Source organism: Oerskovia enterophila, assembly GCF_001692445.1.
Classification (GTDB): domain Bacteria; phylum Actinomycetota; class Actinomycetes; order Actinomycetales; family Cellulomonadaceae; genus Oerskovia; species Oerskovia enterophila.
In genome coordinates this window covers 115,081-137,958 of record NZ_MAQA01000003.1, presented here as the reverse complement: position 1 = coordinate 137,958, position 22,878 = coordinate 115,081, and the positions used below count along the sequence as shown (strand labels likewise).

Genomic DNA, 22,878 nt, shown 5'->3' with positions numbered 1-22,878 from the left:
TGGAACGCGAGCGGGCTAGTGCTTGCTCAGCGCGGCTAGTGCGCACACCCTGCGTGGCTCGGTGCCCTGTAGGCGGCCAGCGCGCTGCGGGCGGCGAGCTCGTCGAGGACCTGGTGCAGGAGCCGCACCTCTCTGCCTGCCCGGACCCCCAGCCTCCATCAACGCTCCGAGGGGTTCAGAGTTCGGTCACGCAGTCGATCGTTCCGCGCGATTTGGGAGGCGCGCCCTAGACGTCCACGAGGTCGAACGTCTCCCACAGACCGATGGTGGCGCGGTCCGCGACGAGCGGCTGAGCGCCCGCCCCCTCCGCGCACACGAAGCGCCCGTTGACCTCGGCGCGCAGGCTCACAGTCCCGTCCGGGTTGCGGGAGATGGTGAACCGCTCCCAGGCGCCGACCGCGGCACGGTCCGCGACCAGCGGACTCGCGCCGGCCCCTTCCGCGCACACGTACCGACTGTTGGCCTGTGCCTTGAGCGCCACGACGCCCCCACCGAGCTCCTCTCGTGCGAAGGTCTCGCCGGCTCCTGCGGCCGAGGCCGTCGCTACCAGGAGACCGTCCGACGCGCGAACCTGGACGAAGCGCCCGTTGGCGCGCGACCTCAGGGCCACTCGTCCGGTGATCGGCCCGGGCCCTCCGCCGGGGAGCGGCACCGTGGGCCGCAACGCCGTCACGGCGATCTGGCCCTTGATCATGCGACCGCCGTCGTTCGTCAGGCGCAGGTAGTAGTCCGAGGAACAGGCTGTACCGTCCTCGTCCAGAGCGAGGATCCCCGAGCTGGCGGGCACGAACGCGGCGGTGGGTGCGGTCTTGGCGATCTGGTTGCCCTCGTTGTACTCGTCGAACATCGAGATGTAGACGCTGCTGACGCCGGCGCGTGCGTGGTTGTAGAACTGACGCCACATGAAGTCGCCGTGCTGCCGCTGCCTCTCCTGGAGGTCGCCAGGCAGGACGCACGGCTGGTAGTCGATCCCGAGACGATCGCACTCGGCCAGGTCGGGGACCGTAGCCCGTGTGAAGAAGCTGTCGGCCTGGGCGGCGTTGCCGATCCTTCCCACGAGCCACGGGGAGATCATGTCGAACGACCGGTACACCGAGGCGAAGCCGGGGCGCGAGTCGTCGCCCTCGGCCCTCCACCAGGTCGGGACCCCACCCATGACGTAGCAGCCGCGGGCCTTGAACCAATCGATCACCTCCTGACACTCCTGCGGCGAGAACGGTCGCTGGGGGTCGTTGAAGCCGAAGCCCCAGATCCCGACGACGGGCTTGCCGTTCTGGCGGGCGTAGGCGGGTGAGGCGACGTTGGCCGCCATCTTGGTCTCCCAGTCGGCAGTGATCTCGTGGCGCATCGAGTACCAGTCGCTCACGTCGTACATCACGTAGTACTTCACGCCGCTCGCCTCGGCCGCCTGACGGACCCGGACCGCCATCGCGTCGCGTGTCGGGCCCTCGCCGCCGAGCGGGTTGAAGCGCTGGAGCGCAGCGGTGTCGATCCCGTTCTCCGCCATCCAGCGGAACTGCGTGTCGACACTCTGCTGGTCGTACGAGGAGAAGAGCGTCGCGGGGCTACCGTTGCCGAGCGACGGGAAAGCGGTCTGGTACCCGTTCAGATACTCGGTCATGTCCGGCCACGACTTGATGGCCGAGTTCGTCGGCGACGGAGCGCGGTCCGCCTGGCGGGCCCAGTGCCACCAGAGGTTGATGGGTGCGCCGTCGCCGCGGCAGGCGAACCATCCCTGGTAGCCGACGGTGACCTTGCCGACCACGTCACCGGGGAGGCTGCGCGCTGCTACGGCGCGCGCGGCGTCGAGGGGACGGGCAGCCGCCGGCTGCGAGAGGCCGACAGCCCCCGCTGTGACCGCGGCGAGGCCAAGGAATGTGCGTCGGGTGAGGCTCATCCGAGAGTCCGTTCTGTGGGGTGCGCCATTGCACACAAGTTCGGTCTTTTCGTCGTGAACGTAGCAAAGTTGCACCGTTCTCGCCAGAGAATCGACAATCGGATGAAATCCGGTTGCGGTACGACCGTGCCACGAGCCCCGTCCGGGTACGTGCGCATCATCAATCTCGCTTCTCAGGCCGCGGTCATCGGGCTCGACCAGCACGCCGCGCACTGCGCCAGCAGGGCGAACGTCGTCGGGCTGACCCGGGTGCGCTCGCTCGAAATGGACCCGTCGAGGCGTCACCGTCAACTCCGTCTCGCCGACGGTCGGGGAGACCCGCTAGGACGGGCCGCCTGGGCCGGGGAGAAGGGGGAGAAGGCGCGCGAGGCGATCCCCACCGGCCCGCTTCGCGCAGTCCGAGGGAGTCGCCGCGCTCGTCGCGTACCTGGCGAGTGACGACGCCGCGATGTTCACGGGCTCCAACGTCCTGATCGACGACTGTTTCACCGTCGCCGAGCACGACGACCCGACGCACGGACGACCGCGAGCCCGAGGTCTCGCGGTCGTCCGTACATCGGGTCACAAACAGGTCTCAGGGGTAGGAGACCAGTGTCGCGACGTTGCTCGAGGGGCCTGCTGTCGCGCCCATCCCGTTGATGATGTGCTGGATCGTCCCGATGCCACCGAGCGACACGGTGGTCATGTTGTGGAATCGGATGCCGGGCCGGTTGGGTGCCTCAATGGCGTTGTCGGCCACGACGGACGGGTTCGAGCTGAAGTAGGCATAGCTTCCGAGCCCCCACGCTTCGTGCGTGGTGACGTGATCGGCGACCTTGTAGGCCGCCCATCCCCGTCGAGACCCGTTCATCCAGGCCGCCTGGTTGGGCGGGTCGTACGGCAGCTCGTTCTGGTAGAAGTACGTCCGTCCGCGTTCACCGTTCCAGATGGTCTGATGCTGCTGGTAGTGCTCGACGAACAGCCCATACATCGTCACGTCGTCACCGTTGACGATCAGACCGTTGGCGGCCGTGTTGCTGTTCCACCCGATGCCGTAGGTGTGGTCCCCACGCCATACCCACAGGTGGTCGCCGATCACGTCGTCGCTGTTGACGACGATGCTGCGCTCCGCCTTGCCTACGGCTGCCCCGCCGACACGGAAGTACACGTCGTGGAGCGAGGTGGGGTTGACCGAGTGGTCGGCTGACGATCCGTCCGGTCCGACCTCTAGCAGCACCGGGGAGTTCGTGACACCGGCGTCGAACAGCACGCCGGCGATCTTCACGCCGTCGACATCGGCCACGGTCATCGCCGCCGTGCCGTTGGTCGGCAGGAGGGTAGCGAGCCCGAGGCCGAGAACGACCGTGTTCGCGCGGGTCACGCGCACGGGCTCGCTCAACCGGTAGACACCTGGGGTCACGAGCAGGTGCTTGCCCTGTGCGAGTGCGGCGTTGATCGTCGCCGCGGTGTCGCCGGGCTTGGCGATGTAGAAGTCGCCGATGGGCACGGAGGAGCCCGACGGCGCTCCCGACCAGCTCGCTCCGCGTGTGTCGTGACGCACAGCGGGCACGAAGACCCGCCAGCTCCCGGCGCCGTCCACGTACAGGTAGGGCTTCTCGCGCACGACCGGCGCCACGTCGACTCGCGTGTACGGCGGCTGGGGGAAGTTGCCTGAGGGTGCGCCGTTCACGCCGACGAAGACCATGTTCCAGTTGGACCCGGACCAGCTCCCCAGGTCGGAGCTACGGGTGAGCCATTGCTGCTGCGAGCCGGAACGTACCTGGCCGTCGACTCGGGAGTCGGCGAGCAGACCGCCCGACGACCAGCCGCCGTCGTCTAGCTGCAGGTTTCCCCGCACGTGCATGCGCCGATAGGCCGCGGCCTGGGACACCGCCCACTGCTCGGTGCCCCCCGTCGGGTTGACCGAGAGACCCTCGGCGCCACGCCAGAAGTTCTGTGTCGCGTTGCCGTTGAACCACCGTGCGTCGGCACGTACATGGCCGTTGATCGTGACGTCGTCGGGCGACAGGCCCGCCCCGAGGACCTGGGTGAAGAAGCCGACACGGACGTCCGTCGAGTAGGTCCCCGGCTTGAAGAGGATCGCGTATCGTTCGCTGCTGAAGTGGTTCGATTCCTGCCGCGCGAAGATCTCGTTGACGCGGTTCTGGACCGTGGCCTGCGGCATGGACGGGTCCATGACGACGACGTTCGGGCCGAAGTCGGGTTGGTCACCTGTCGGTGGGGTGACCGTTCCCGCGCCGAACCGGAACGACTGCGCCGTCGTCCCGTTGCATGTGTACTGCTGAAGCTGAACACCGTCCGCGGTGGACGCCGCTGGCAGGTCGAGGCATTTGCCGCTGAGTCGGTTGACGAACCGGTAGGTCCCGCCCGCCTGCTCGACGGGCTGCCACTGCTGGTTGTTGCCGTTGCCGTAGGCCCACAGGTGCACGATGCCTCCGTCCGCGGTCGAGACGTTCGCGACGTCCCAGACCTGACCAGGCGCGCTCGAGAGACCGATGCGGACGTACCCGTCGCTTGTCGCTGTGACCTGCCAGGACTGTGCGCCTGTGCCGTTGCAGGTGTACTGCTGCACAGCCGTGCCGTTGCCCGAGCTCGCGGCACGCGCGTCGACGCACTTGCCGCTGCCCACGTTGACGACGGAGGTCGGCCCGGCGGGGGGCGCGGCCTGGGCCGGGCTCGCCCCGACGACCAGGTGGGTCAGCACCAGCGAGAGTGCCGCGGCGAACGAGACGGCGCGGGATGTCCACCGACGGGGCGCTGCCGCCTTCGAGGTGATGGGGAAACCTCCTGCGGTGCTCATCAGAAGCCCGCCGTGATCCGTGTGAACTCCCACGACTGCTGCGGCACGCCGCTGCACGTGTCGTTGAGTGCCCCGGCGCACTGGCGGTCACGGTTGACTGACCAGAACGCGAACCGAGTGAGGCCGTTGGTGCGGGCGTAGTCGCGGATCTGCGTCCACTGGGCGGTCGTGGTGGTCTCCCCGCCGTCGGAGCGGCCATTCATGCCGGAGATGCCCATGTGCGAGTATGCCTGTGCATCGCTCCAGCCGTTCGCTGTCTTGAGCTGGTTCTTGAGCCCCTCGGACGCGTTGATCGTCGCAGTCACGATGTTTGACGCGCCGAAGTTGAACGGCATGATCGTGTAGTTGTCGATCGGGACGCTCAGCTCGGCGGCCCGGTTGATCAGCCGCGTGCCCGCGCCCGTCGGTCCGCTCTGACCGGTGCCGATCGTCACGGCGATCTTCACGTTCGGATTGTTCTGCTTGACGATCTTCAGGCCGCCCAGGATCCGGTCCTGGACCGCGTAGCTCTCGAACTCGTCCGAGTTCTCGATGTCGAAGTCCACGACCTCGGGACGATGCACGTCGATCACCTGCTGCACGGCGCCCGCGTACGCTTGCGCGCTCGAGCAGTTGGGGCCGAGCTTGTTGCCGGACCAGCCACCGAACGAGATCTGGACCTGCCCGCCGGCGGACTTGATCGCGTTGATCGTCTGTTCGTCGACGCCGCCGCGCAGCGGTCGCTGCCCGTCCCACGCGGGGTTGCAGCCGCCGGACGAGAGGATGAATGCCATCGTGAACGCGCGCACGCCGGTCTGGCTCATGATGGTCGTCGCGCTGGGCGGGTTGCCCCACCCGAGGTAGAGGTAGGGGGAGCCCGCGAGCTTCGCGGGGTTGCCCGGGTTGCCGCCACCGGTCGGCAGTGTCCAGCGTTGGTTCGGACCGGCGAAGCAGTCCCAGATCTGCAGGGGCGTACCGTCGGCCGAGCTCGGTCCGGTCGCGTCGAGGCACTTGCCGAGCGCGCGCAGAGTGCCGTCGGACTGTGCGGTCCAGACCTGGGCCGTCGACCCGTTGCAGTCCCAGAGCTGGACCCGGGTACCGTTTGCGCTGCTACCACCGGCCACGTCGAGGCACTTGCCGAGCGCGCGGACCGCGCCGTCGGTGCCCGTTGTCCAGCTCTGCGCGCTCGTGCCGTTGCACCCGTGGAGCTGCACCTGGGCACCGTTGGCGATCGACGCGGCCGCGACGTCGACGCACTTGCTGCCGTACCCCGTGATCGATCCCGTCGCTGCCTGCGCCGTCGGCATGGTGATGCCGATCATGCCGACCATCACGATCAATGTGGTGAGTAGCCTTACCAATCTTCTGCTCATCCGACTCTTGGCCATGCTCGTCACTCCTTCGTCCTGTCGGAGCCCTGCACCTGAGCGGGGCTCGTAGTGGTGGTGTCGAGTTGGAAGCTCGCGCTGTTGGTCCCTCGAGACCGGGCGGGGTCGAGCCAGCGAGCGACGATGCGCGCCAGCGGACCCCGGTGCACTGCGCCGGGCGAGCCCCCTACGCTTACTAAGTGTTTAGTAAGCGTTCCTGACGCTAGAGCATCCGGACAGACCGCACCATCCGGTAGAACACGTACGTAAACACCCGTACTCGCGGACTGGGTCCTGAGAAGTGACGCTCGACGCCTACAATCGGCACAGGCGCCGGGCGTGAGGCATGCTGAAGCGCGAGCGTTCCCATATGCCCCTAGCCGAGTATTCAGAGACCTGAGTGCGGACGCCCGCACATCTACCGGTCATGAGCCCCTTCGACCGCAACCTGAACCCCGCCCGAGTCCAACCTGGAACGCCCGCCGGCGGCCAGTTCGCCCAGGATGCCCGCGCCGAGCCGAGCCTCACCCTGGACGCCGAGGCGACGCCCGAGACTGACCTCGCCCTCACCCAGGCGACCCGCCGGGAAGCCCAGGAGCGCTATCGCAGCGCGGTCACGGAGGAGGAGCGGGACGAGCTCTCCGACGAGATCGAGGAGCTCTCGCTGCGCGTCCTCGCGCTCGACATGCGGGAGCAGTATCCGACTGCCAGCCGCTTGGTGCTCGTCGACTCCGACCAGGGCGAGTTCATGCACGTCGCAGGTGCTCGACGCTCACGGCGAACGCCTCGACGACCCGGCGAGCGAGGGGGGTGTGGAGGACAACTACACCGCGGCAGCCGACCTGCTCACCGGATCCGACATCTGGACCAAGCACGCCGTCGAGGTCGGGCAGCGAGCCGGAGAGCGCCAGTGGGCCGTCGGCGTCGACGCCGCCCTGGCGCGAGTGCCCAACCTCGAGGTGCAGCAGACGCCAGCCGGTGTGCTCAGCACGTACGTCGGCGACGACGGCGTCCCTGTCGTCCAGCTCGACACGAACGCCACCACCGGACGCGTGCGCATCAACCTCAACGACATCCCCGTCTGGGACGGGGACCCCGAGGTCAACACGTCCGCCCGCGAGCTCGTGGCCAGCATCGAGAGCCTCCTGCCCGACGAGTCCACCACCGACCTCGACGCGCCGCGCAGCGCCATCACCAGCATCCGCACGATACTCGAGGCGCGACGAGCATGAGCACCACCGCAGGGCTCTCCCGCGTCGACGCAGGCACGGCCGCTGGCGGCCAGTTCACGTCGACCGCTCGAGCGGAGCCGGACGTCGAGCTGCCCGACCAGGCCCCCAGGTGTGAGCTCTGCGCGGGCGAGGCCTCGACACGCGTCCAGGCGCGGGGCCCGGTCGGCCCGCCGCGGTACGCGTGCACAGAACACTCCAGCGCCCCGACGTTCAGCTCGTTCGGGGGTGGGTGGGTCGAGCAGTCGCCGGTCACCTCGTGATCGCGGCCCCGCACATCTACCCGTCATGACCACCACCACAGACCGTAGCCGTGTCAGCGCCGGCACCCCTTCGGGCGGCCAGTTCTCCACCGAGCCCAAGACCGAGCCCGACGTGACCCTCGCCGCACCCGCCGGGCCGGGCCTGTGGGTACGTATCGAGCGTGAAGGCCAGGACCTCATGGTCGGGCCCTACCCCGACGATGAGACCGCCAACCGGGCGATGCAGGACTCCCTGCTCATCGACGGCTTCTGCGAAGAGGACGCCCTCGACTGCTACATCGACGACGGGCAGCCCACGGACGCCGACGACCAGGTCATCGTCAACCTGAACGACCACCACCACACCGGCCGGCTCGAGGCAGACGAGGACGCCGCCGAGACTGCTGACCCGACGGACGAGCAGGTGCCGTCATGACCACCACCGCAGACCGCAACCGCGTCCGGACCGGCGTGCCCGCCGGCGGCCAGTTCGCCGTCGAGTCCAGGGCCGAGTCCGATGTCTCCCTCGCCGGTCCCGCCGCACCCGCCCGTGACTGGGGGAGCGTGTCGAACGTCCAGGAGGGCTCTCGCACCCCATGGGGCCCGGTCCAGCACCTGGTCCATGTCGCCGACGGCATCGTGGAGGTCGGCACCGGCAGCCACGGCGGCATGAAGCTCTCACCGCAGCGCAACCAGCAGGTGCCCACGGCGCTGCGCACCTCCTCGGGATGGTACGAGGAGGACTGCGAGGCCCAGATCGTCCTGATGACGTTCCCGGACGAGTACGCCGCATCGCGCGCTCGCGAGCGAAGGGGCAACAACGACCCATGGACGGACCCCGCGTTCGTCGCCGAGCGCGCTCGGGCATCGGTGAAGAACTGGTCCCCGGACGGGTACGAGAAGGCGACCGGGGAGACTGTCGCGCCGGGTGAGTCCACCGTCAAGGACGAGCGTCTGTTCCTCGACGCGCACGCCACCGACCAGGTCGCTGTCTCGGCGACCTACTCCGAGGCCCACCCCGGCATGGTCGAGGTCACCACGACCACCGGAGGAGGGCGCGACCCCGGCAGCTGGGAGAACCAGCGCGTGTTCCTCGTCCCCAAGGACGAGTACGCCGCAGACCGCACGCGCTTCGTCGCCGACCCGGACCGGCACACCGACATCACCCCGCCACCCGTCGTGAAGGTCCCAGTCGCGCGGATCCACCCGGTCATCGACACCTCCGGGCTCACCCCGACGGCCAAGGAGCGCTTCACCATGGACCTCGCGCAGCGGTGGCGCCGCGACGACGGTTCGGTCGCCACGCTGCGCGACGTCCTGGCGACCGAAGGAGTCACCGGCAAGAGCGCCGACACCTTCGACAACAGCGACAAGGTGACCTACTACCTCCAGCAGACCCGCAACGTCGGAGACTCCGGAGGGCCCATCCTGACCACCTCGTCCTGGCGTTCCCCGTGTGGTGGGAGTTCATGCCCGCCGGCACCAAGGGCTTCCTCGACAAGGTCCTGACCAAGGGCGTGGTCTACAAGGAGCCCGACAAGGTCGGGCGGTCTATCAACGGCATCCCCAACATCCAGAGCGTCACCCTGCTGACCGTGATGTCGACCCCGAAGGTCCTGTACCGCTGGCTGCTGGGCAACCCGCTGCCCAAGATCCTGTTCCGCGGCACCTTCCGCAAGATCGGCGTCAAGAACCTCCAGTGGATCAGCGCCCACGACCCCGCAGGCAAGAGCCCCCAGACCCGCCAGAAACTCCTCACCAAGGTCGAAGATCGCTTCGCACGCCTACCGCACACCTCGACCTCGCTCCGACAGATGTCAGCCTCGACGGCGCCGTCGAGGTCCTGAGCCTGCTCTCCGCGTCGCGCCGATCACCCGCCTGACCACTCGAGATCGGCCGAGGCGATCTAGCCGTGCCGCTCCGGTGGTTTGCTGAGTGGCCTGGCCAGCGGGGGGGGGGGGGCAGATGATCTTCGGGAGCATGAGCAAGAAGGTCACTCCGACCACGAACAGCACGCGTGCGCTGGTGATCAGGATCCAGTTCAAGCGCTGGGACCGGTGACGGCTGACGACCGCGACGAAGAACAGCACGAGTGCGAACAGGACGGTCAACAGGGTGTAGTTGACCCCGCGCTGGTTGTTGGTCAATGCCGCTGCGAAGTCGTCGGTGCGCTGGTCGGCGGCCCGTGCGGCCTCCTCATCTTCGGGCGAGGAGGGCGGACACACGGCGCGCGTTGCGAGGTGCAACCCTCACCGCTGGGTGGTGCGTTGGTGGGTTGAGACCGCCGTCGGTTTTGCCGCGGTAGTGGGTCTGACCAGTCTCGTGGCGGTCTTGCTGACTACCTGGGGCCGATGCGCCCATAGAGTGTCGGTGTGGAGCTCGGGCTTGTGATCATTGGCGATGTGCGGGGGAGCGTGTCGCGCGCCACGGCTCTGGGGGCGTCCCGCCTCGCGGACGGTGCGCAGCCCTCGACGACTGTGCAATGAGTCGCGAGTCCGCCAAGAGGACGTCCTGCGATCGACTGGGCGAGGCGAGTTCCGTTTGCCCACGCCTAGGGCCGACATGACCGAAGTCGACTCAGAGGGCCGCAACAGCGTTTCGCTGATCTGGCTGCCGGTCGGAGCGGGGGGACACGTTGTCAAACACACCAGTGCGTGGTGGGAGCGGGCCTGCGCGTTCGTCGAGCGTCGCCGACCAGCGACGCTGTTCCACGCCGCACTCGAGCTGTGCGTCGATGGTGTTCCCTACGTCGTTGAGATGGCTCCTGCCTGGGCGGTAACTTCGGGTGAGCGGGGTGTCGTAGCGACGGGGCCGGTGGGTGCGCGATGGCTTGGGCGCTCGCGCTACTTTCGATATGAGGTTCGTTGCTGGGCACACGGCGTGATCCCTGACAGAGAGTTCGCCTGGACTTCATCAGTCGTCGTCACCGTCGACAAGGCCGCCGTTGCAAGAGTCCTTTGCACGGTGTCGGACGTTGCGCCGTTGACCTGGGGTCGCCGTGCGACCGGGGCGAGTGAGATGTGGAACTCCAACTCACTCGTCTCCTGGGTGTTGGCACGATCCGGCCTGTCAACCAGTCACCTACTCCCACCGGGCGGGCGTGCGCCGGGGTGGAGGGCTGGTTGTGAGGTCGCTGAGCAAGACCGCCACCGGCCCGTGTAGGTCGATCGCGGACGCGACGGCGTCTTCGACGGTGCTCGACCCCGAGGCGGCGAACGCGATCATCGTCGCGCCCGGATCGGGCTCGTCGCTGGCCTCGGCCGCGCTGGTGGTTCCAGTGAGCAGGAGAGGTAGCACCAAGCTCGGCACAAGGGCTCGCTTCATTGCATACGCCCTTCAGTGCGAGAAACCGCTAGCGACCGCTGCGGATCTCCGAGGCAGTGTTGCGCCGAGCCGGACTTGACCCCGCCGCAACGTCATAGTTCTGACTGGAATCATGACGTTCATACCTCTCTCGTACCTCACCTCCTACTTTCTATCTCTACTGGGCAATTCAATCGCCAGCATTGCTCTTCCCCTTGTCGTCCTGCAGACCACCGGGAGCGTACTCGGCATGGGTGTGGTGGCGGGAGCCACCGCCGTCCCTGCTGTCCTTGCTGGCCTCGTCATGGGGGTAGTGATTGACCGGATCAATCGGCGGACGTCATCCGTCGTCACCGACCTCGTCTCCGGCCTGTCGATCGCGGCTCTGCCTCTGATCGACATAGTCTCTGGGCTGAGCATCGGCTGGTTCGTGCTGCTCGGCATCCTGGGCTCGCTCGGTGACGTGCCCGGCATGACCGCTCGAGACGCCCTCCTCCCCGCCATCGTGCGACACGGTTCGCTTAGCGCCGAGCGCTTGATGGGGATCCGCGAGACGCTCGGCGCAGTCGCGATGCTTGTGGGCCCCGCGGCCGCCGGCACTCTCATGGCACTGTTCGGCGGAGCGGCCGTGCTCTGGATCACCGGCGCGACATCCCTCCTTGCTGCACTCGTTACCCTGCTCATTCCGCATAGCGTCGGCGCGATCCCCGCCGAACGCACCCGATCGAGCAATGCCTGGAGCGAGATGCGCGATGGGTGGCGAGTACTATTCCGCACGCCCTTGCTCGTGGCGACGACCCTGCTCAGCGTCGCCTCGGTCGCTGTGCTGGTGGCCCTGCAGGGGCTGATCCTGCCTGTGTACTTCTCGCTACTGGATCAGCGAGGTCTCCTCGGCTTCGTCCTGACCGCTCTGGCTGCTGGGCTGCTGGTTGGCGGTGCGGTCTACGCCGTTGGCAGCACTCGCGGTCGGCGCCGGTTCTGGTTCGTCTCTGGACTCGTGGGCACCATGCTCGGGATCGGCATCCTTGCCACGCTCTCAACGGTCTGGATCGTCTTCAGCGGGGCATTCATCATCGGCCTGGCGAGCGGGCTGTTCAGCAGCCTGATCGGCGTACTCATGATCGAGCGCATCCCCGAGCAGATGCGAGGAAGAGTCATGGGAACCCAGAACTCGATCATGACGGCAGTACCACCCCTCGCCCTCGTCGCGGCGGCGGTCCTGACCGAATACACGACGCTCAACGTCGCTGCCATCGCGATTGCCGGCATCTGGCTGGTGGCCTTGGTCGGCGGACTGTTCGCACGGTCGTTGCGTAATCTGGAGCCACGAGCAGAACCCACAGAACGCGAGGATGTGGTGGTGGCACGCGATGCGCAGTAGCGAACTCGCCCGGCTCTCCGGGCTCACGGTCCGCGCTTTGCGGCACTACCACCAGGTCGGGATCCTCGACGAGCCCCGACGCTCGAGCAACGACTATCGCAACTATGACGTCCATGACCTGGTGCGCGTCCTGCGCATCAAGCGTCTCGTGGCCCTGGGCATCCCGCTCGACCGGATGCCCACTCTCCTCGATGACAGAGAGGACGACAGAGAGAAGGATGCCGCGAAGCTCCTCGACGAACTCGAGACCGAATTGACCGAGCAGATCGATCGGCTCACTGCTCAGCGCAACCTCGTTGTTAGCGTCCGCGCGCACCGAGCAATGCCGGACCTGCCACCCGAACTCGCGCCGTTCGTCGCATTGATCGCCAAGGCCGAGTTGCCGACGGTCTCGAGAGCTGATCGCGATCAGGCCGTGCTCCTCGCCCACCTCGCGGGAGACGACGGGATGCCCCACATCGTGCGGCTCTACGAGCGGCTCAGCTCACCCGACCTCGCTCCCGTGGTGTCGTCGCTAGTCGAACGCTTCGCGCGTCTCGACCCGGAGACGTCGGACGAAGACGCAGATGAACTCACCGGCACCTTCGTGGCTACCATGCAGCCCATACTCGCCAGTGTCGCAGAATGGGAGAGGCCGAACACCTTGCATCAGAATGCCCACCTGCTCGAGGAACAGACCGCCGAACTGTTCAATGCGCGGCAGATCGAGGTGCTAAAGGCCATAGAGCGGCGACTCGATTCGGGAGATGCGCCGTAGGAGTGCGCTTCTCGATGTGGTGCTATCGCTTGGGCGGAGGCTCGTCGGCGTTCACGTGAAGCACGTCGGGATGCACGGCGCACGTCGCGCTTGCTCGGTGCCGACCACAGGCGTTCACCGGCCCGACGAGGAACCTGTCAGAATCTCTGCGCCGGCGGCGCTGATGGCTATGGTGTGCTGCTGTGAGCCGCCTTACATCCGGGTGCGCTCCGGAGCGAGCGGCACCTGCGATCTGTTCCACTGACCGCATGCACCGCAGCCTGCCAGTTCTTCGCACGGTGTCGGACGATGCGCCGTTGACCTGGGGTCGCCGTGCGGCCGGGGCGAGTGAGACGTGGAACTCCAACTCACTCGTCTCCCGGTTGTTGGCACGATCTGGACTGTCAACCAGTCACCTATCCTCGCCGGGCGGGCGTGCGCCGGGGTGGAAGGCCTGTTGTGAGACCGCTGAGCAAGACCGCATCCGACCCTGTGACGGGGAAGGTCGGGCCCCTGCGACGAGCGCGGTCTGAGGTCCCCGATGTCACAGCGGGGTGTCCTCAGTGGCGAACGCCACAGGCACCTGCTGCCCCGAGACCTCCTGGGATGCCGACATACCGGTTGCCCGGTTACGGATAGGATCCTGACGAGACCCCTGACTCGCCCAAGATGCTGGCGCGTGATCAGGGGTCTCGTCTTGTCCGAAGTGTCGGCCCGCGGTCCTCGGTCGGGCTTCGCGGCTCGCTGCGCCCGCGGAGCCGGGGGCTAGATGGTGGGAAGTGGCCAGGCCGGGTGGGCGGTGAGAGCCTCGACCACAGAGGCGGTGTCATGGATCGTGGCGATGTCCGCGAAGCCGTAGCGCAGGTCTCCTGCGTGGGCCTCGGCCGTCGTGGACGCCGTGGCGTCGCTGACGAGGACCGGGGTGTACCCGAGGTCCGCGGCGACGCGGGCCGTGGTGTTGACGGCATGGTTGGTGTGCACGCCGGTGAGGACCACGTGCGTGATCCCGAGCGTGCGCAGGATCGTGTCCAGGGCCGTGCCCTGGAACGCGCTCATGCGCGCGCGGTCGATCACGAGGTCGCCCTCCTGGGGTTCTGCGCTCGGGAACGGCGCGGCACCGTAGGTCCCCCGCACGACGGTCGGCGTCGACGTGATCTCGTCGAAGAGCGGGATGTTCCGGCCAGCGCCTCCCGCGTGCACGTCGATGACGAAGTGCACGTGGATGACGGGCGCCCCGGCGGCGCGAGCGGCGGCAGCGACGCGGGCTGCGTTCTCGATGACGCCGACCTGTCGTGCGTGCGTGATCATCTCGGTGCCGGCGGCGGCTCCGTCGTCGGCGAGGTTGTCGTTCTGCAGGTCGACGACCAGGACGGCGGTGCGGGTGGGGTCGAGGGTCAGAGTCATGGCGGTTCCTTGTGTCGAGGGGCGGGGGATGCGCGGGACGGGTGTCAGTAGGCGCCGGCGCCGAGGGCGGCGAGCTGCTGGTCGGTGTCGACGGTGGCGCCCGCGACGCCGATCGCCCCGACGATGGTCTCGCGGTCGCGCAGGAGAATGCCGCCACCGAACGAGATCAGGCCGCCGTTGGTGTGCTCGATCGAGTAGATGTCGCCGCCGGGTCGGGCGACCTGGCCGAAGTCGATGCTGTCCATGCCGAACAGCGCCGCCGTGCGGGCCTTCTTCTGGGCGACGTCGACCGGGCCGGCCAGGCCGCCGTCCATGCGGTGGAAGGCGACGAGGAGGCCGGCGAGGTCGACGATGGCGATCGAGACGGTGAGCCCCTGCTCGTGGGCTGCGGTCCGGACGGTGGTGATGGCCCTCTGGGCGCGGTCCTGCTCCATGCGTTCCTCCTAGTTCGTGAGGCGCTCGAGGGGCCGAGCTTGCCTTCCGGGAGCAACTGTCCGAGCCTCGAGTTGGTAGTGTCAAACAATCAGCGGTCCGGAAGGGTGTTTGTTCAACATTGTGGAATCCTGAGGGGATGAGGGCATGATCCAGTCGGTCCAGAGGGCATTCGTGCTGCTCGAACGCGTCGCGGTGCGCCCTGGCGGGGTGCGGCTGAGCGAGGTCGCCGAGGAGGTGGGGCTCAACCGCAGCACGGCGCACAACCTCCTCGCGACGCTCGAGGAGCTCGGGTACATCACGCAGCTGTCCCGGGGTTCGGCGTACCGGGTCACGGACAAGATCGCGTCGCTCGTCGGGCCTCGTGCCGAGGCTGAGCAAGCGCTGCGGGTCCGGGTGCGCCCGATCATGGAGGACCTGAGCCGCACCACGGGGGAGACGACGTACCTCGCCTTCGCGTCGGGCACCGACTACCTGTGCGTCGACGCCGTGCAGTCGCCCGAGCCCCTGCGGCTGACGGTGCTGGCCGGCGAGCGCGAGCCTCTGCTCGGCACGGCGATCGGGCACGCGCTTCTGGCCGCGAGCCCCGAGCTGGCCGGGAGGGTCCGCTCGGCCCAGCGAGACGCCTGGCCGCTCCACGAGGCCGACGTCGTCCGCGCCCGAGAGGCCGGGTACGCGCTGGACCTCGACCGCTTCCATCCCGGCGTCTCGTGCGTCGCGATCCCCTTGGGCCGAGGAGCCGCGGTCGGGGTGGCCGGGCCGACGAGCCGGCTGGGGGAGGATCGACTCGTCGAGATCGCAGGGCTCGCCCGCCTGGCTCTCTCGGCCACCTCGGAGAAATCGGCGGCCGACTCGGCCGCTTGAACGGCCGGCCGCAGGGACCGCGCACACTTTCGACTGGTCGAGGATCGTGTAGTGGAGCTCACCCTCGGGGCGGAACGTGGTCTGACGCGTCAGGATGGCGTAGCGCTCGTTCGCGGCGCGCGCCGCCCACCAGGACAGTGCGGACTTCGTCGGGGACTCCAGGCGCACCCGCTGGCCTGGGGTGAGCCGGTTGATCGTGGTCGTCGTCGCGGTCGGGGTTCACGCTGCTGCTCCTTCGGTGGGGGCGGTGGTCACCGGATTCTTATGCGGGCCGACCTCGAAGTGGACCAGGGCCGCGAGCCCGCCGGTCCCGGGCAGGGTCTTGTCGTCGAGCCCGGTCAGGACGGCGCGGGCCCACGCAGGGTCGTGGGAGCCGGTGACGGCCACGGACAGTGCCGCGGCGAGCCCTTCGCGCATGCCGGTCTCGCGCGGGGTGCGCGTGGCCAGGGTGCGGGTGAGGGTCTCGGCGAGACGGAAGACGTCCATAGCTCGCACGACGACGGGCACGGACATCGGGTAGGGCTTGAGGGCGGACAGGGCGTTGCGTAGCCCGAGGGCGTACCCGTGGCCGTGCTCGTCCTGGGCGTCGCGGTCAGCGTGGGCGACCATCGCGGTGATCTGCGGCCACAGGGTGGTGTTCGGGTTCATTGCCTTGCTGCTCGCCTCGCCGGTTGATGACCGGGACGTGGGGCGCGGGGGCAGGAACGGCCCGAACGGGGCTCAGTCGCTCAGGAGGCAGCGGCCTGGTCGGCGGTGATCCCGAACCGGCGTTCGAGGATCTCGATCCCCATGCCGCGCACCTGCACCAGGACTCGGCGCACCCGGCGCTCGGGCAGGTCGAGGGCCTGGGAGATCTGCGCGGTGGTCGCGAGCTGTCCCTCCTCCTGGGAGTAGTAGCTCCCGGCCCACGCGTCGGCGACCGCTGCGACGACCGGGTCACCACTGGTGCCGGCCGCGTCCAGGATCGTCTTGACGAGCTCACGTCCCTCGGTGGGGTGCAGGATGAAGTCCGGCTCGTCCACGACCCGGTCGTGGTTGTCGATGTTCAGCGCGCCGACCTCGCCGAGGTCCGCGGCGGTGGCAAGCGCCCCCTGGTAGGCGGCGTCCTTGCGGGTCAGGCTGACCTGCTCGTTGTGGGCCTCGACCGTCTCGGCGTCCGTGGGCTCGCGGTGCTGGTTGGCGCGCAGCTGGTCGCGGGTGCGTTCGAGGGTGACGCGGCGGCGCATCACCGACTGCATGCCCGAGACCGGTGCACGACCCAGCTCGGAGTGGGCGTAGGACCGGGCGCGGTCCGCGCACGAGACGTGCAGCAGGGCCTCGAAGTTGCGGACCTTGTCCAGGGACTCGACGTCGCTCGTGAGCTGCTCGACCATCTTGATCGCGACCTCGCAGACCACCGAGGCCATGTCGTCCAGGTGGTTGTCCACGCTCAGGCCGTAGCGCCGGCACAGTGGCCGGGCGATGCGGCGGTAGAGCGCCATGCGTTCGGCGATGAACACCCCGGCGGCGATGCGCCTTGCGTCCTCGTCGCCGATCGCAGCGATGTCGTACAGGTCGTCGAGGGTGGTCCTCATAGTCAGTTCGTCCCCTGCTGATGCGTGCTGATCTGGTCTGCGTTGATCTGGTCGGCGTCGCTCGTGCTGGTCGTGGTGGCGCCCATGAGGGACGCGACGGTCGGGTGCGCGGTGATCGCGGGACCCGCCGTGAAGGGGAAGCCGGGCCACGGGGCCCGGTCGCGCCTGGTGTGCATGACGTCGCACCAGGCGATGTACCTGGACCCGGCGCACCGGGGGTCCAGCAGCCAGGAGATGTTCATCCGGCGCGTGGTTGTGGCCTGGGAGAAGGACGCGAGCTTGGCCAGCGCGGCCTCGGTGCGGCGGACGCCCCAACCGGGCTGGGCGATGACGAGCTGGCGCAGCGTCAGGGCGAGCAGCGGGCGCCCAGGGGCGGTCGCTGCCTGAGCGATGACCTCGGTGGGAGTGACCTGTCCGGCGGTGACGGCGAGCAGCCACTGGGCGCGGGTGCGCCGGGCCGTGGCCAGGGCGGCGTTGGCGTGCGTCCGGGAGGGCACGGGGGTGCGGGTCAGGGCTTGGGGGCTCACGCGGAGACCTCCAGCATCCAGGGCTCCACGTCCCAGTCGATCGACCCGCCGTCCGCGAGCTCGGGGGACAGGGCTTCGCACAGCCAGTCCTCGAACTCGGCGTTCGGATCGCGGTGGTCGTGCTCGTACCCGTCGCGCCCGATGAAGGAGACGCTGCGGGTGTCCAGGGTCGTGGTGACCATCAGGGCGGCCGTGGCCCGGCGCACCGAGAGGTGGTCGGTGGGATACAGGGCGTTGTAGTCCGCGATCAGCGTGGCCAGGTCCGGGTACGCCTTGGTCGCGGCCAGGGCCCGGACCTTGCGCCCGATGTGCGGGTCGCCGACGGACTGGCGGACGAGGGTCTCGGCCTCGACGCGGATCGCGCGGCTGAGGTAGCGGTGCATGTCCACGCGCGTGAAGTTGCTCGTCACCAGCAGGCGTTCGATGATCCGGTCCAGCGGGTTGCGCGCCGCCGCGGACTTCGTGACGCCGGTCGGGGTGACGCGTTCGCTGTCCTGGGACTCGCCGAGGGTCATGACCGTCGTCAGGTGCTCGATCTGCTCCTGGTCGAGCATGGTCGCTGGTCCGCCCTCGCCCCACACCTCGCGGGCGACGGCGTAGTTCGCCTTCTCCAGGGCGCGGCGTGCGATCGGGGTCAGGCGCTGGCGCAGCAGCCACGTGGAGAGGTGACCGGTCTCGACCAGGGCGCGCAGGGCCGCGATGAACCGGGTCCGGGAGGTCAGCGGGGCGCTGGCGTGGGCCGGGACGTCGCAGTCGGTCAGGTCGACGTCGCCGGTGTCGGCGTCGGTGTCGGTGTCGCCGGGCGCCTCGCCGTCAGCCTGGAGGTCGAAGCTGATCGAGAAGGCATCCGCGTCGAGCTGGGCGTGGCCGGTCATGGTGTGCCCGAGCCCGACCGCGGACCAGGACAGGTCGAGAGGGTCGCGCACGAGGTGGACGGGGCCACCTTCCCAGCGCACCGGGATCGGCAGGGCCAGGCGCTCGGTGCCGACCTGGCTGGTGTCCTTGCGCCCGACGTTGATGCGCGAGCGGCGCCACGTCCAGGTGGGCAGGACCACGACGGCTCGGGCGGCGCGCAGGCGTGAGGTTGAGGGCTCAGCGAGGAGACTGGCCGCGGCATGCCCGACGGCGATGTCGTGGAGCAGCGCACAGGTGGCTTCAGACCAGTCGTGACGAGGAGGTCGTGGCATCTTCTCTACTGACCTTCCGGGCAGTCGGAGCCGGTAGCTCTCAATGAACTAGACGGGGGGAGGTGATCCTCATCACTCGGGTTCGAGGGTGATGCAGGCCACAGATGGTGTCTTCGCGGGTCAGGATCGCGATAACACCGCACACTCACCCCTATGCACCCAGATCGGGCTCAGGTCTACGCGCGCCCGTCCCGGGCCACGACGTGCACCGCAGCGGCCACGATCAGGACCGGCATTACCAGGGCCGGAACCCACAGCACACCCAGGGCTGCGACCGTCAGGCCGGCTATCAGCAGCCACCCTCGGGGCGAGGCAGGCGCCAGCCACGCCAAGGCTCCCAGCGCCAGCGCGGCAAGCGTCACTATCCACACGGGGCGTTCGAGCCCGAGCATCGACGCGGCCAGGACCAGCGCGAGCACCGCCACGACCGCGGGCACAAGGCGGCGCACGAGCGTGCCCGCGACCAGGTCGCCTCGGGCCGCGGCGAACGGGCCGGTCTCACGCTCCAGGTCAGGCCCAGGGGCTGGGACGTCGGCGACCGGCACAGGAGTGAACACGGGCGCAGGGAAGTGCGGGCGCGCCGAAGCCGCCCACGCCTCGCCCTCGGTCAGCACGGTCGCGGCCAGGTCCTCACCGAGCGAGGCAGGAGCAGGCGGGGCCGGGACGGGAGCGGGCGCAGCAGGGTCGGTGTCGGGGGAGCGGCGCGCCAAGCTCAGCAGCGCGCGACGCACTCGCGAGCGGCCACGACGCGGTGCTGGCGTCGTCGAGCGCACGCCCGGGATCGGGCCGACCCACGCCGAAGGGCCCGGGCTCTCCTCACCCATGATCTCCTCGGTGTGCAGCACCAGCTTGACCTGGGGTGCCCGGCGCTTAGGACGCTTCGGTGGGCGCGGTGCCGACGGGAAGAGGTCGTCGATGCCGCCCTGGTTGCTCATTGCCGTCCCCGCTCACCGGCGGCGCCCGAACAGGCCTCGACGCTTGCGCGGCTCGGCGTGCCGGGCCGGGTCGAACTCAGGACGCCCGGTCACCCGGCGGCAGATCGCGTCGATCATCGGGGCCAGCGCCCCGAGCTTGTACGGGGAGTCCCCGGCGTTCATCGCGTTCTTCACCAGGATCGTCTCCTCCACCTGGCCGAGGTAGGACCCCAGGCCGGTGTACATGCGACCGAACCGCTCGTCGTCCATCGACATGTCCGGCGAGACGCGGTTGAGGACCACGAGCATCCGGTCCGAGGTCACCCCGGCCGCGCGGAACGCCGTCAGCCGGTGGCGCAGGTTCTCCACGCCGGGGGTGGACGGGTCGGTCAGGCCCACAGCCCACCCGCCGTCGACCAGCGAAGGGATCACCAGGCCGTCGATCAGCCCGGAGGTGTCTGAGGCCTCGACGATCTGGGTGTCGACCACGACCACGTCGAACCGGCGGCGCGCAGCATCCAGCGCCCGCAGGTACACCTCGGTGGTTACGACGTCCGGGTCGGCCAGGTGGTCCGGCGGGGCCAGGATCACCGAGAACGGCAGGTCCGGCAGCAGCTGGGGTCGCAACTGCGAGGTCGAGTCCGGTCCGAGGATGACGTCGTCGTAGGACGCGGCGCCGACCGCTGCGTCGTAGATCGTCGGCACGCTCGCCCCACGGATGCGCAGGTACCGCGACAGGTCGCCCTGGCCGCGGTTCGCGTCGACCAGGCACACGCTCAGGCCACCGGTCGTGGCCGCTGCGTCCGCGATCGAGATCGACATCGAGGACTTCCCGACGCCTCCCTTGCCGGCGACCACCGGCACGACGAGTCCGCGGGCCGGGGCCCGACGCTCGCGCGCGGTCGTGTCGGGGGATGCGGCGACCAGGAAGTCAGACGCGTCGAAGGTCTCGATCGGAGCGGGCGCGGGCCGAGCCGGCACCGGTGCAAGTGCGGGCGCAGGTGCGGGCGCAGCGGGAACGTAGGCGAGCTGGGGGACCGGCGTCGCAGGCTCCTGATCCCACCCGTTCTCGTCCTCCTCGACCTCGCGCGCTCGGGCGGCAGGGGGAGGGGTCGCCCACGGGTTCGAGTCGGCCACCGCGACAGGGACCGCGGCCGGGAGCGCGATCGGCCCAGGCTCGACGGGGGCCCGAACGGCAGCTGGGACCGGCACAGGTGCGGGGCTGGGTGCAGGGGAAGGGGCGGGAGCGGAAGGCTCGACGGCGGCCGGTGCCGCAGCGGGCGAAGGCGAACTCGTCTCGGCCAGGACGCAATTGCCGTCGCCGTCCACGATCGCGGACCCGAGCTCGTTGTCGACCATCTCCAGGTCGGCGTACGCCAGGATCTCGGCGAACGCGGAGGGCAGCGGGATGTCGGTGGCCCCGGCGATCTCCAGGCCGGCCCCGCCGTCCACCCGCAAGATGAACGTCGGGCAGGACACTGCGACCTTTGCCAGCCAAGGCCTCAGGCCTACAGTGGTTCGATCTGCCGCCAGGACGGTGAGCTGGGTGCCGGAGGCGATGAGCGAACGAGCGGCGTTCGCGTCATCCTTGAACGCTGAGGTCCCTCCCACCACCTCGACACCGGCAGCGCGAAGGGCGCCAGCGAGTCCTGGCAGTCCGATGAGTGCGACGGGCGAAGGTTCCATGCCCGCACCTATGCGGCGATTTTGTGTGCAGGGATCAGCGAGGTGTTGCAGGTGGTCGTACCATCTAGAGCCATCGGACCACGACCCGACGAAAGTTGATCATTCATGCCGAACGACCAGCGAGCGACGATGCCCGGAGGGCGCCACTCAGGCAGCGAAGCTGCGGGCTGGATCGTCACTCAGTGCGAGCCGCTGATCGCCACGAGTGTGCGCAACGAGCTCGACAAAGCGATGGTCGACCTTGCACTGGATAACGCTTCTTGGGTTGCGACCTGGGTGGCCGGAGTCGTCTCTGACATGACGCGAACCTTGCCGGTCAGCGACCCTTGGCGGAACCTGTCTGCGTCCATCCCGGTGCCGGGCAAGCGGCGGATGAGACGCGGTGACCTGGTCACCGACCTGACCGGCCAGGGTGCGATCAACCCGCGCACCGGCAAGAGGTTCGGCACGTGGCTGGACGCCGTCGACCTGGTCGGTGCGCCGGCCTCCGCCGACCTGACCACCGACCTCGGCCTGGCCGCGCTCTCGCGCCCGCTCTCGGACGACGCATCGGCCCTGGTTGCGTTCGCCGCCGACGGGTTCACGAAAGCGCGCGAGTCCCTTGAGGCCGTGTACGCGCGCTCGCGCGAGGGTGGTCGCGACGGTGGCAGAGCGGTCTGGTCGTGCGGGGCTGATGCGATCCGCTGGGCGATTCACCGTCGCCGCTCGTACACCGGGCTCGACGATCCGTACCCGGCCGTGTCGGGCTTTGCATGGCTGGTGCGCGCCAACGAGTTCGCCTCGGGGCAGGGGCCGAGCATGGTGGAGGTCGAGCTCCAGATCGCGTCCCAACGCATCGACGACGACGAGTTTGAGGCCTTGGCGAAGACCCCTGAGGGCGACAGCGACGAGTTCTGACGTCCGCTTGAAACCGGGCCAAGGGGTGTGTGTCAGTACTTGTGGTGCACGCCGCCACTTTCTGGGGCGTTCTGTGCCGTAGCGGGTGTTTCGGACGTCGCCTCGAACGGGCGTCACGATCTCTACTTTCGGCGCATCGGTGACCTACCGCCCTGTTCGGACATCGACGTCCCAGCTCGGTTTCGCACATCGAGGGCCTGGCCTCTACCCCCCAAGCAGCCTTCGGTTGCCCCAGCTGGTCCTGCTATGCCCGGAAAGCACCACTCCAGAACTCCTCCCGGCCCGAGGTCGAGTGGATTGATATAAGTGCAGGTCAGAGCCCTATAATCACATAACTCATGAGAATCACGTCGAGAGATAGATACACCTACTAGGGCTATAGGCATCAACCCCTTCCCCCTTGTAGGGGAAGTTGATACCTCCCCCTCTCTATGGTGGTCCTACAGGCGCCGGAGTAAC

21 protein-coding genes are annotated in these 22,878 nt (G+C 68.7%); 9 read left to right on the top strand and 12 right to left on the bottom strand.

The genetic code is table 11. The features are described from left to right. Positions 1-226: 226 nt before the first annotated feature. The 4 genes from OERS_RS02315 to OERS_RS02300 form a co-directional block, all read right to left on the bottom strand. Positions 227-1,765 carry a hypothetical protein gene (locus OERS_RS02315; protein WP_211268428.1) on the bottom strand — a complete coding sequence of 513 codons (1,539 nt, stop codon included), beginning with the start codon at positions 1,763-1,765 and terminating at the stop codon, positions 227-229. A 706-nt stretch (positions 1,766-2,471) separates the two neighbouring features. Continuing rightward, on the bottom strand, positions 2,472-4,697 hold the full coding sequence (locus OERS_RS02310; protein WP_083201156.1) for an RICIN domain-containing protein: 2,226 nt from the start codon (positions 4,695-4,697) through the stop codon (positions 2,472-2,474). Continuing rightward, on the bottom strand, positions 4,697-6,007 hold the full coding sequence (locus OERS_RS02305; protein WP_211268427.1) for a chitinase: 1,311 nt from the start codon (positions 6,005-6,007) through the stop codon (positions 4,697-4,699). The genes OERS_RS02310 and OERS_RS02305 overlap by 1 nt, the downstream gene beginning before the upstream one ends. A 454-nt stretch (positions 6,008-6,461) precedes the next feature. Then, positions 6,462-6,797: a hypothetical protein gene (locus OERS_RS02300; protein WP_068624105.1), complete on the bottom strand. Its 336-nt coding sequence runs from the start codon at positions 6,795-6,797 to the stop codon at positions 6,462-6,464. Between the two features lie 7 nt (positions 6,798-6,804). On the opposite strand from OERS_RS02300, the gene OERS_RS02295 reads away from it, so the two are divergent. The 7 genes from OERS_RS02295 (at position 6,805) to OERS_RS02260 (ending at position 12,955) form a co-directional block, all read left to right on the top strand. Further along, the gene (locus OERS_RS02295) at positions 6,805-7,275 is read left to right on the top strand and encodes a hypothetical protein (protein WP_068624103.1); all 471 of its coding nucleotides are present in this window, start codon (positions 6,805-6,807) and stop codon (positions 7,273-7,275) included. After that, a complete protein-coding gene (locus OERS_RS02290) occupies positions 7,272-7,535 on the top strand; it encodes a hypothetical protein (protein ID WP_068624101.1) in 264 nt (87 codons plus the stop codon). The genes OERS_RS02295 and OERS_RS02290 overlap by 4 nt, the downstream gene beginning before the upstream one ends. 25 nt (positions 7,536-7,560) lie before the next feature. Then, positions 7,561-7,950: a hypothetical protein gene (locus OERS_RS02285; protein WP_068624099.1), complete on the top strand. Its 390-nt coding sequence runs from the start codon at positions 7,561-7,563 to the stop codon at positions 7,948-7,950. Further along, a complete protein-coding gene (locus OERS_RS22370; protein ID WP_068624097.1) occupies positions 7,947-9,023 on the top strand; it encodes a DUF7007 domain-containing protein in 1,077 nt (358 codons plus the stop codon). Before OERS_RS02285 ends, OERS_RS22370 begins: the two co-directional genes overlap by 4 nt. Continuing rightward, the gene (locus OERS_RS20530) at positions 8,984-9,361 is read left to right on the top strand and encodes an NAD(P)H-dependent oxidoreductase (RefSeq protein ID WP_068624095.1); all 378 of its coding nucleotides are present in this window, start codon (positions 8,984-8,986) and stop codon (positions 9,359-9,361) included. Before OERS_RS22370 ends, OERS_RS20530 begins: the two co-directional genes overlap by 40 nt. A gap of 1,589 nt (positions 9,362-10,950) precedes the next feature. Next, positions 10,951-12,198: an MFS transporter gene (locus OERS_RS02265; protein WP_068624092.1), complete on the top strand. Its 1,248-nt coding sequence runs from the start codon at positions 10,951-10,953 to the stop codon at positions 12,196-12,198. Beyond that, positions 12,188-12,955, top strand: coding sequence for a MerR family transcriptional regulator (locus OERS_RS02260; protein WP_169834174.1), 768 nt, complete (start codon positions 12,188-12,190; stop codon positions 12,953-12,955). Before OERS_RS02265 ends, OERS_RS02260 begins: the two co-directional genes overlap by 11 nt. Before the next feature lie 744 nt (positions 12,956-13,699). Here the strand turns inward: OERS_RS02260 and OERS_RS02255 are convergent. Both OERS_RS02255 and OERS_RS02250 read right to left on the bottom strand, forming a co-directional pair. Then, on the bottom strand, positions 13,700-14,338 hold the full coding sequence (locus OERS_RS02255) for a cysteine hydrolase family protein (RefSeq protein WP_068624087.1): 639 nt from the start codon (positions 14,336-14,338) through the stop codon (positions 13,700-13,702). A 44-nt stretch (positions 14,339-14,382) separates the two neighbouring features. After that, positions 14,383-14,772, bottom strand: coding sequence for a GlcG/HbpS family heme-binding protein (locus OERS_RS02250; protein WP_068624085.1), 390 nt, complete (start codon positions 14,770-14,772; stop codon positions 14,383-14,385). 145 nt (positions 14,773-14,917) lie between these two features. Here OERS_RS02250 and OERS_RS02245 point away from each other — a divergent pair, with 145 nt between their 5' ends. Then, the gene (locus OERS_RS02245; protein ID WP_068624083.1) at positions 14,918-15,634 is read left to right on the top strand and encodes an IclR family transcriptional regulator; all 717 of its coding nucleotides are present in this window, start codon (positions 14,918-14,920) and stop codon (positions 15,632-15,634) included. A 219-nt stretch (positions 15,635-15,853) separates the two neighbouring features. Here the strand turns inward: OERS_RS02245 and OERS_RS02240 are convergent, their stop codons facing one another. From OERS_RS02240 to OERS_RS02215, 6 genes are all read right to left on the bottom strand, one after another. Further along, positions 15,854-16,282 carry a hypothetical protein gene (locus OERS_RS02240; RefSeq protein ID WP_068624081.1) on the bottom strand — a complete coding sequence of 143 codons (429 nt, stop codon included), beginning with the start codon at positions 16,280-16,282 and terminating at the stop codon, positions 15,854-15,856. An 80-nt stretch (positions 16,283-16,362) separates the two neighbouring features. After that, the gene (locus OERS_RS02235; RefSeq protein ID WP_068624079.1) at positions 16,363-17,208 is read right to left on the bottom strand and encodes a hypothetical protein; all 846 of its coding nucleotides are present in this window, start codon (positions 17,206-17,208) and stop codon (positions 16,363-16,365) included. 2 nt (positions 17,209-17,210) lie between these two features. Next, positions 17,211-17,735 (bottom strand): hypothetical protein, encoded by a 525-nt coding sequence (locus OERS_RS02230; RefSeq protein ID WP_068624077.1) that lies wholly within the window; start codon positions 17,733-17,735, stop codon positions 17,211-17,213. Further along, a complete protein-coding gene (locus OERS_RS20935) occupies positions 17,732-18,790 on the bottom strand; it encodes a hypothetical protein (RefSeq protein WP_068624076.1) in 1,059 nt (352 codons plus the stop codon). The genes OERS_RS02230 and OERS_RS20935 overlap by 4 nt, the downstream gene beginning before the upstream one ends. A 308-nt stretch (positions 18,791-19,098) precedes the next feature. After that, complete coding sequence (locus OERS_RS02220; RefSeq protein WP_068624074.1) at positions 19,099-19,857, bottom strand: hypothetical protein; 759 nt, start codon at positions 19,855-19,857, stop codon at positions 19,099-19,101. Positions 19,858-19,869: 12 nt separating this feature from the next. Continuing rightward, positions 19,870-21,315: an AAA family ATPase gene (locus OERS_RS02215; protein ID WP_169834173.1), complete on the bottom strand. Its 1,446-nt coding sequence runs from the start codon at positions 21,313-21,315 to the stop codon at positions 19,870-19,872. Positions 21,316-21,627: 312 nt separating this feature from the next. Between OERS_RS02215 and OERS_RS02210 the strand changes: the two genes are divergently transcribed. After that, positions 21,628-22,419, top strand: coding sequence for a hypothetical protein (locus OERS_RS02210; RefSeq protein WP_139107638.1), 792 nt, complete (start codon positions 21,628-21,630; stop codon positions 22,417-22,419). Positions 22,420-22,878: the final 459 nt, after the last annotated feature.

Bases quoted from the DNA above. Each gene is read 5' to 3' on its own strand.
- OERS_RS02220 (WP_068624074.1), bottom strand. From the start codon at position 19,857: ATGAGCAACCAGGGCGGCATCGACGACCTCTTCCCGTCGGCACCGCGC.
- OERS_RS20530 (WP_068624095.1), top strand. From the start codon at position 8,984: ATGCCCGCCGGCACCAAGGGCTTCCTCGACAAGGTCCTGACCAAGGGC.
- OERS_RS02240 (WP_068624081.1), bottom strand. From the start codon at position 16,282: ATGAACCCGAACACCACCCTGTGGCCGCAGATCACCGCGATGGTCGCC.
- OERS_RS02290 (WP_068624101.1), top strand. From the start codon at position 7,272: ATGAGCACCACCGCAGGGCTCTCCCGCGTCGACGCAGGCACGGCCGCT.
- OERS_RS02310 (WP_083201156.1), bottom strand. From the start codon at position 4,697: ATGAGCACCGCAGGAGGTTTCCCCATCACCTCGAAGGCGGCAGCGCCC.
- OERS_RS02305 (WP_211268427.1), bottom strand. From the start codon at position 6,007: ATGGTCGGCATGATCGGCATCACCATGCCGACGGCGCAGGCAGCGACG.
- OERS_RS02250 (WP_068624085.1), bottom strand. From the start codon at position 14,772: ATGGAGCAGGACCGCGCCCAGAGGGCCATCACCACCGTCCGGACCGCA.
- OERS_RS02260 (WP_169834174.1), top strand. From the start codon at position 12,188: ATGCGCAGTAGCGAACTCGCCCGGCTCTCCGGGCTCACGGTCCGCGCT.
- OERS_RS02245 (WP_068624083.1), top strand. From the start codon at position 14,918: ATGATCCAGTCGGTCCAGAGGGCATTCGTGCTGCTCGAACGCGTCGCG.
- OERS_RS02210 (WP_139107638.1), top strand. From the start codon at position 21,628: ATGCCGAACGACCAGCGAGCGACGATGCCCGGAGGGCGCCACTCAGGC.
- OERS_RS02255 (WP_068624087.1), bottom strand. From the start codon at position 14,338: ATGACTCTGACCCTCGACCCCACCCGCACCGCCGTCCTGGTCGTCGAC.
- OERS_RS02285 (WP_068624099.1), top strand. From the start codon at position 7,561: ATGACCACCACCACAGACCGTAGCCGTGTCAGCGCCGGCACCCCTTCG.
- OERS_RS02235 (WP_068624079.1), bottom strand. From the start codon at position 17,208: ATGAGGACCACCCTCGACGACCTGTACGACATCGCTGCGATCGGCGAC.
- OERS_RS22370 (WP_068624097.1), top strand. From the start codon at position 7,947: ATGACCACCACCGCAGACCGCAACCGCGTCCGGACCGGCGTGCCCGCC.
- OERS_RS02265 (WP_068624092.1), top strand. From the start codon at position 10,951: ATGACGTTCATACCTCTCTCGTACCTCACCTCCTACTTTCTATCTCTA.